The sequence below is a fragment of the Rhizobium moroccans genome (genome assembly GCF_057559155.1).
Genome location: NZ_JBHFJG010000026.1, coordinates 19347 through 27328 on the forward strand (window position 1 = coordinate 19347; position 7982 = coordinate 27328).

Below are 7982 nucleotides of genomic sequence, written 5' to 3' on the forward strand. Positions count from 1 at the left end.
GTCGTCGCCGATCGCGATCGGCAACCGGCCGGTAAACGGCGGCTCGTCCAGGAAGGCTTTGAGCGCGCTGCCCTTGTTGGCATGCGAGGGGCGGATTTCCACCACCATCTTGCCGTTCTGAAGCGTGAAATCCGGCCCCGCCTGTTTCAGATAACGGGCCATGACGGCTTCCAACTCCTCCCGCCGCTCGGGCGCCTGCCGGTAGTGGGCGGCGATCGCCGCGCCCTTGTCCTCGATCAGCACGCCCGGCCAGGAGAGGGCCTCGTGCGTCAGGTCCGCCTTGATGAGATCGAAATCGGCGGTGATTTCGATCCGGTCTACGCCGCCGTCGGCGCGCCGCCGCTCCGTGCCGTGCAGGCCGGCGATCGGGAAGCGATGGGGCGAAAACAGCTTGTCGGCATAGACGAGCGCCCGGCCGGTCACCAGGGCCATCGCGCCGCCGAAAAATTCCGAAACCAGGTGTAGATGTTCCGGCAGATCGGGTGGTACGGCGACTGCATTCGGTCTCTCTGCGAGATCGATGAGCGTGCCGTCTATATCCATGAACAGAGCCCATGCGCCAGGCTCAAGGGCAATCTTCGAGACGAACTGTTCGAGAGGCCGCTCGGGATCGACGCCTCCGGCCTGACTGGACTGTTCTTCATGCGACATGATGGGCAATGTAGGCCATGTGTCCCGCTTGGCAACCCTTCCAATCTGACGTTCTGTTGCAAAACGTGATTGGGGGAAGGGCCGGAAAGCGGTCATGAAGAGCACTGGTTTACCTTTCATTATCCATTTGGCCTAAGCCTTGTCTCCTGTCTCCCAAGTCGTTCTTGCTCTAATGGAGTCGATCGAACATGTGCCGTTGGGCAGCCTATCGCGGCGCTCCCCTCTATCTCGAAGAGCTTGTATCCTCGCCTGCCCACTCGCTGATCGAGCAGTCCCATTGCGCCACGCGCGCCAAGACGGCCACCAATGGCGATGGCTTCGGCATCGCGTGGTATGGTGATCGGTCCGAGCCAGGGCGCTATCGGGATATCCTGCCGGCATGGTCGGATTGCAATCTGAAGAGCCTTGCGCGGCAGATACGCTCGCCGCTCTTTCTCGCCCATGTGCGGGCAGCCACCAACGGCGGCACGCGGCGCGACAACTGCCATCCTTTCGTGCACGGCTCATGGTCCTTCATGCATAACGGCCAGATCTCCGGTTTCGAGCGCATCCGCCGGCGCATGGAGGCGATGCTCTCAGACGAGCTTTTCGATGCCCGCACCGGCACGACCGATTCGGAATTGCTTTTCCTGCTTTCGCTGGAATTCGGCCTGGAACACGATCCTCTGGGTGCTACGGCGCGGGCGATCGCTGCGGTCGAAGCCCTTTCGCGCGAACATCTGGATCATGCCCTCGTGCGCTTCACGGCTGCTTTTTCGGATGGCAGGCAGCTTTACGCCGTGCGCTATGCCACCGACCGCAAGCCGCCGACGCTCTATGCTGCCCCGATCGGTGGAAAGTCCGGCTATTGCCTCGTTTCCGAGCCCTTGAACGATGAGGCCGATACCTGGATGGAGATTCCGGACGGCAGCGCGATCATGGTGAGCGACGAAGGCGTAGAGGTCTCGGCCTTCGAGCCGGATAGAGCGGGGCTTGCCTCCGACGTCAGGAAGATAGCCTGATCCCCAGCTCCTGCCTCAGCTTTTTGGTGAGACCGGCTGCCACCAACTCGTAGGAGCGGGTGAGATAGTGCCTCAGTTCATCCTCTGAAAGTGGCGAGGAACTGGCGATCTCCACCCATTTCCGTTTGGCGAAATAAGGGGCCTGGCGGATACCGTCGAGGGCGGTCAATATCTCGAAGCTTTCCTCGGGGCATTTCGCCACCACTCGTGCATCGGCGCCCTCGCCGGAAAGAAGGGTGAAGACCTTGTCGCCCACCTTGGCGACATGGCTGTCCCACTGGTCGACAAACGACGTGCCGGGAAGGCTGGTCACGAAGGCGTCGAAGCCTTTGCGCTCGAAGAGGTTCATTTCAGCCGCTCCGCGATGAGCCGGGCGAGCCTTTCGGCCACCTCGTCCTTGGAAAGATCGGGCCATTCCTCGATCCCCGCAGCGCTGATGATCTTCACCCGGTTCCGGTCTCCCCCCATGATGCCTGTTCCGGGAGAAACGTCGTTGGCGACGATCAGGTCCGCGCCCTTGCGGGTAAGCTTGGCGCGCCCGTTTTTCTCGACATCCTGGGTCTCCGCCGCGAAGCCGACCACCAGTTTCGGGCGCTCCTCGTGATGGCCGACGGTCTTGAGGATATCAGGGTTTTCCGCGAGTTGAAGCGGCGCCGGGGCTTCGCCCGCCTGTTTCTTGATCTTCTGTCCGGAGGAGGAGGCCACTCGCCAGTCCGCGACCGCGGCCACCATGACGGCGATATCGGCTGGCAGGCGGGAGACCACGGCATCGCGCATCTCCTCCGCGCGCTCCACATGCACCGTCGTCACGCCTGCCGGGTCGGGAATGGTGACAGGTCCGGAAACCAGCGTCACGTCGGCGCCGAGCCTTGCGAGCGCCGCTGCGATCGCATGTCCCTGCCGGCCGGAGGAACGGTTGGCGATGTAGCGCACCGGGTCGATGGGCTCGTGGGTGGGGCCGGAGGTGACGATGGCGGTCCTGCCGGCAAGCGGCCGCTCTCCCTCTCCGAGCAACGCGATGGCCGCTGCCACTATGTCCAGTGGCTCGGCCATCCGGCCAAGGCCAGCCTCGTTGCCTTCGGCCATCTCGCCGGAGGTTGGGCCGACGAAATGCACGCCATCGGCCTTCAGCGTTTTGACATTGCGCTGCGTGGCGGCAGCCGTCCACATCTTCGGGTTCATCGCAGGCGCTATCAGCACCGGCCGGTCGGTCGCAAGCAGCACGGCGCTGGCAAGATCGTCCGCCAGGCCATGCGCCATCTTCGCCATCAGGTCGGCGGTCGCCGGCGCCACGAGCACCAGGTCGCAGTCGCGCGCAAGCCTGATATGGCCGACGTCCTGCTCGTCCTCGCGGGAAAAGAGGTCCGTATAGACATGGTCGGAGGCCAGTGCCCCGACGGCAAGCGGCGTGATGAATTCCTGCGCCGCGGCCGTCATCGCCGGGCGAACGGTTGCGCCGCGTTCGCGCAGCCGCCGGATGAGATCAAGGCTCTTATAGGCGGCGATCCCGCCCGAGATGATCAGAAGAATGCGTTTTCCCGAAAGATCCATGTCTCACCCGCCATTGGCGCTCTGTTGCGCCGGAAGCTAAGCCTTTGGCGAAGGACATGCAATCGCGATCCGCAACCGCGCCGAACCGGCTTGTCTGCCGCGCCCGTTTGGGATAGCTTGCCGGCCGGCCGGATGCAGCCAGCCGCCCGCGGCTTCGAGCTCAGGTGAATGCATCTCAACCGCCTCTCGTCCTTGCCTTTGGCGAACGATGACGAACGGATCGGCAATACGGGCACTGATTTTGCCGTTCGTCCGTCGAAAGGATGAAGAGATGCGCGATTTCCGCGATGCGAAGCTTATGGCCAAATCCCTCCGCGAGGCACTTGCCGAGCGTAACCTGTCGGTTACGCATAGCCAGGCGCTGGAGCTTGTGGCCACCCAGTTCGGCTATGACGATTGGAATATTCTCTCGGCAAAGATCGATGCCGCCGACGAGCGGAAACCGGAGGCGGTAACCATACAGCCGGCGATCTCTATCTTCCGGATTTTCTCCGTCGAAAAGGCGATGGAATTCTACTGTGATTTCCTAGGCTTCCAGGTGGATTGGGAGCATCGGTTCGGTGAGAATTTCCCGCTCTACTGCCAGATATCCAGAAGCGGCATGCTGATGCACTTGAGTGAGCATGCGGGCGATGCCTCGCCCGGCGCCCGCGTCTTCGTGCCCATGACGGGAGCCCGCGCCTTCCAGAAGGAACTGACTGGCAAGAATTACCCCTATATGAAGCCGGGTCTCGAACAGGCGCCGTGGGGACTGGAGGTTTCCGTCACGGACCCGTTCAGCAACCGCATCACCTTTTGCGAGCGCGAGGAAAAGGGCTAATCCGTCTTCTCGGCCGTCGCGACCGGCTCGGTCGTCAGCTTGAATTCCGCCATTTCGGCGGGCGTCAGGTAGTAGAGCCGGTCGGGCGGCGTTTCCAGCGCGTTGATCCAGAGCTGCGCCCCGATCCCCATCTCGTCGAGGTGCCGGGCGACCCTTGCCGTGGTTGCCTGCGCGCTCGCCATCGCCTGCTCGGGAGAGGGGCGCTCCGTGCCGCCGTTGAAGACCTGGTGCACGCCGATCACCGCGTCTTTTTCCGCCATGCGGGAAACGCCGCCCGCGAAAACGATAGGGCAGGACGAGGCGCAGAGCGCCTCGGAAGCGACCCGCGTGCCGAGCTGCCTTTCCCGGATCAGTTTCGACATGGCGATCGCATCGTCCACCGAACCGCCGGGAGAGTTGAGCGAAACCATCTTCACATATTCGCCGCGCGCCTCGATCTCCTTGGCGAAACGGTCCGCAGCACCAGGCTCGATGGAGCCTTCGGCCAGCAGCACGCCGCCGGAAAGGAGCTCGAACCGTATCGGCTGGCGCAACACCTCCGGCGCGCTTGCCGGCTGCACCGGCGGTGCGTTCGGCACGCCCTCGGTCAAGGCGGGTGGCAGCACGGGCTGGCCGGTCCGCATCGGGTCATGGCCGGGAAGGGCGGCATTCATGACGCTGATCTCGCGGAAATCGATCACCACGAAGATGGCCGAAGCGCCGAGCAGCGTCAGGAAGGCATGGCGCATCAGCGTCCCGTCGTCGGTCGAAAGAAACGCGGCCTTGAGGCGGGCGAGGGCGGTGAGCGGCCTCACGCGGGCGGACCCGCTCTAGGCGATTTCAGGTCGAGGCTGGTGATGTTGTTGACCCCGTGGGGTTCGCCATTCTCCAGGCCGGCAATTGCTTCCTTCAGGTCGATATCGTTGCGTCCGAGCGCCCGCTGGACCTCCAGAGCCTCCAGAAGTTCCGCGGCGGTGATCCGCTGGGCGAAGGGAAGCCGCTCTTCCTGCCGGCGGATCGCGCCATGCACGACCGCGAGGATGAAGACCAGCACGGCGGGCAGGAGGTCGATCGAAATCGCGCCGGCCCAGGCGGGAATGAAATCGGCCGCATAGCGCAGCACGGCCTCGGCCGAGGAAAGCGGCACGAAGCGGCGTTCCGCCACCGGCTCCTGCGCCAGGATCTCGTCGGCGGCCTGCGAGAGAACCCTGGATTGCGCGGCCACAGAGGCGCGGATCGTCTCCATCACCTGGTCCTGCCGGTTGGCGAGATCGGCCTCGCGCCCGTCCGCCACCGGGGCGATGAAGCCGAGCGAAAGGTCCTCTGCCGCCCGCTTCACGGAAGGCGCGATCGAGGTCTGCTGCAGCGAGCCGATGACGCCGGTCAGCGTTACCACCTCGGCGGAAAACTGGTCGGCCCGCGGTGCGATCGCGCCCGGCGCGGAAACCAGGGTGCGCATGGTTTCCAGATGCTTGCGGCCCTGATCGAACAGCGTCGTCACGCGCTCGCGGGAAGCGGCAATGCCGGTTTCCAGCTCGCGAAGTTGGGAGGACATCTGCGAGAGAAGCTGCACCACGCTTCCCGAGCCGGTGGTGCCCGTCAGCGCGCCGGACTGCCGTTCATCCTCGGCAAGCCGGGCAAAGCGTTCGGAAGTGCGCTGAATGTCCGGCAGCAGGCTTTGTGCGGCAAGCGCGTTCTGATGCGCCTTGTCGAGATCGGCCGTGTAATCTTCCAGCGTTTCGGCAAGATGCTGTTCGAGCGCCGCCGAGCCCGCGAGTGCGGCCGCGTTCAGCCAGCTCGACATGGCGATGATCATCGCGCAGCCGAGCGCCATGACGCCGAGCATGGCCCCGCGCGCCGCCGGCCCCGTCACATGCGGGTAGAAGCGCGCCATGTAGGACCAGAAGGCGTAGATCGCCACCGAGACCGAGGCGGAATAGATGATCGCCGCGAAGAAGACCGCCATCGGCGATCCGTCGAGGAGGCTGCGCACCCCGAGATAGGTGTAGACGCCGGATGCGAGCGCCAGGACGGCGAGCGCAAAACGCGTCATGGTCTCGACGGCGGCAACACCGTCGTGCAAGCGATGCGAAGCGCCAAGCGCCATGGCAACTCTCCGGAAGGAATGTATTCCTTAACAGAGAATTAAGAACAGGGCGAAATGAAGGCCGCGTCAAGAGGGGCGGATATAGGGAACGTCCTTCTTTGCAACCTCGTCCAGCGCCTCCTCGTATCCGGCATCGGCATAGCGGATGACGCCGAGCGCGGTGTCGTTGGTAAGCGCGTGGTCGAGCCGCTCGTCCGCTTGCCGGGTGCCATCCGCCACCACCGTCACGCCGCAGCTCGTCATGTAGCCGGCGTAGCCGCCGCCGCCGGAATGCACCACCACGAGATCGGCCATGGAAGAGCAGAGCATCATCGCGTCGAGCAGCGGCCAGTCGGCGATCGCATCCGACCCGTCCTTCATCCGCTCGGTCATGATGTTGGGATGCGCCATCGCACCGGCATCGAGATGATCGCGCGAAAAGGCGATCGATCCCTTGATCTCGCCGCTTGCAACCAGCTCGTTGACGCGCCGCGCCAGAGCCGTCCGCTCGCCATGCCCGAGCCATGCGATGCGCGCCGGCAGGCCCTCGAAAGGTATGTTATCCCGCGCCAGCCGCACCCAGTTGGTGATGATCCGGTTGTCCGGGAACATCTCGATCAGCAGATCGTCGATCCGGGCGATGTCGCTTTCCTCGCCCGAAAGCGCCATCCAGCGGAAGGGACCGATGGCGCGGGCAAAGAGCGGCCTGAGATAGGCTTCGGTGAAGATCGGGATGTCGAAAGCGTTCTCCACGCCCCCTTGCCTGGCCTGGGTGCGGATCAGGTTGCCGTTGTCGAACACTTCCGAGCCGGCTTGCTGGAAATCGAGCATCGCCTGCACGTGATCCACGATCGAGGCGCGGCTTGCGGCCATGAGCTGGCCTTGTCCGTCTTTCCGGAGGCTGCGCACCGTCTCGAGGCTCATGCCCTTCGGCACATAGCCGTAGACGAGGTCGTGCGCCGAGGTCTGGTCGGTGACGATATCCGGCACGATGCCGCGGCGCACGATCTCGGGATAAATGTCGGCGGCATTGCCGACAAGCCCGACTGAAAGCGCCCGCTTACCTTTTGTCGCCTCGGCAATGGCGGCGAGGGCGGCGTCGAGGTTGGACGCGATTTCGTCCAGATAGCCGATCTCCTTGCGCTTTTTCGCCCGCTCCGGGTCGATGTCGATGCAGAGGATCGCCGCGCCCGCCATTCGGCCGGCGAGTGGCTGCGCCCCGCCCATGCCGCCGAGCCCGGCGGTCAGGATGAAACGGCCGGCGAGATCGCCGCCGAAGCGTTTCTCGGCGATCCGCATGAAGATCTCGTAGGTGCCCTGGATGACGCCCTGGCTGCCGATATACTGCCAGGCGCCCGCAGTCAGCCCACCCCAGCAGATCAGCCCTTTCCGCTCCAGCTCGTAGAAATATTCCGCCTTCGCCCATTGGCCGACGATGTTGCAGTTGGCCATGATGACGAGCGGCGCCTTCGCATGCGTCCTGACGAGTCCCACCGGCTTGCCGGATTGGATCAGCAGCGTCTGGTCTTCCTCCATCGTGGCCAGCGCCTCGACGATGCCCTTGTGCGCCGCCCAGTTGCGCGCCGCCTTGCCGAGCGCTGCATAGACCACGAGATTGTCCGGGTCTTCGCCGACAGCCAGCACGTTCTCGAGCAGCCTCAGCAGCGCCTCCTGCCGCCAGCCCTTGGCGCGCAGTTCGGGACCGCCGGGAATGGGGAAGTTGGGATGACGCGGATTCGGTTTCGGCATGGTCTTCCTCCAGAAATTGCCCCTCATCCGGCTGCCGCCACCTTCTCCCCGCGCGCGGGGAGAAGGAATATGCCGTTCCGGCCTGCCATCTTCGACGTTCCGCGGGGTAGGTCCCCTCTCCCCGTAGGCGGGGAGAGGGCTAGGG

General features: G+C 64.4%; 8 protein-coding genes. 2 read left to right on the forward strand and 6 right to left on the reverse strand.

Annotated elements, in window-relative coordinates:
* The coding region (otsB, locus tag ACE04I_RS15110) for a trehalose-phosphatase (RefSeq protein ID WP_487207261.1) at positions 1 to 651 on the reverse strand (651 nt) is incomplete at its 3' end.
* 188 nt (positions 652 to 839) lie between these two features.
* On the opposite strand from otsB, the gene ACE04I_RS15115 reads away from it, so the two are divergent.
* Positions 840 to 1652, forward strand: coding sequence for a class II glutamine amidotransferase (locus tag ACE04I_RS15115; RefSeq protein ID WP_046794049.1), 813 nt, complete (start codon positions 840 to 842; stop codon positions 1650 to 1652).
* On the opposite strand, the gene ACE04I_RS15120 is transcribed toward ACE04I_RS15115, so the two are convergent.
* Both ACE04I_RS15120 and coaBC read right to left on the reverse strand, forming a co-directional pair.
* Positions 1636 to 2001, reverse strand: a complete 366-nt coding sequence (locus ACE04I_RS15120) for an MmcQ/YjbR family DNA-binding protein (RefSeq protein ID WP_046794050.1) — start codon at positions 1999 to 2001, stop codon at positions 1636 to 1638. The two genes, ACE04I_RS15115 and ACE04I_RS15120, sit on opposite strands and share 17 nt — an antisense overlap.
* Positions 1998 to 3203: a bifunctional phosphopantothenoylcysteine decarboxylase/phosphopantothenate--cysteine ligase CoaBC gene (coaBC, locus tag ACE04I_RS15125; RefSeq protein WP_046794051.1), complete on the reverse strand. Its 1206-nt coding sequence runs from the start codon at positions 3201 to 3203 to the stop codon at positions 1998 to 2000. Before coaBC ends, ACE04I_RS15120 begins: the two co-directional genes overlap by 4 nt.
* A gap of 271 nt (positions 3204 to 3474) precedes the next feature.
* On the opposite strand from coaBC, the gene ACE04I_RS15130 reads away from it, so the two are divergent.
* Positions 3475 to 4023, forward strand: a complete 549-nt coding sequence (locus tag ACE04I_RS15130) for a glyoxalase superfamily protein (protein WP_046794052.1) — start codon at positions 3475 to 3477, stop codon at positions 4021 to 4023.
* On the opposite strand, the gene ACE04I_RS15135 is transcribed toward ACE04I_RS15130, so the two are convergent.
* The 3 genes from ACE04I_RS15135 to ertB all read right to left on the reverse strand — a co-directional run bounded on the left by ACE04I_RS15135 (position 4020) and on the right by ertB (position 7837).
* Positions 4020 to 4751: a COG3904 family protein gene (locus ACE04I_RS15135; protein WP_046794331.1), complete on the reverse strand. Its 732-nt coding sequence runs from the start codon at positions 4749 to 4751 to the stop codon at positions 4020 to 4022. The two genes, ACE04I_RS15130 and ACE04I_RS15135, sit on opposite strands and share 4 nt — an antisense overlap.
* Positions 4752 to 4813: 62 nt before the next feature.
* On the reverse strand, positions 4814 to 6109 hold the full coding sequence (locus ACE04I_RS15140) for a hypothetical protein (RefSeq protein ID WP_046794053.1): 1296 nt from the start codon (positions 6107 to 6109) through the stop codon (positions 4814 to 4816).
* A gap of 66 nt (positions 6110 to 6175) precedes the next feature.
* Complete coding sequence (gene ertB / locus ACE04I_RS15145) at positions 6176 to 7837, reverse strand: thiourocanate hydratase (RefSeq protein WP_046794332.1); 1662 nt, start codon at positions 7835 to 7837, stop codon at positions 6176 to 6178.
* Between the last annotated feature and the right edge of the window lie 145 nt (positions 7838 to 7982).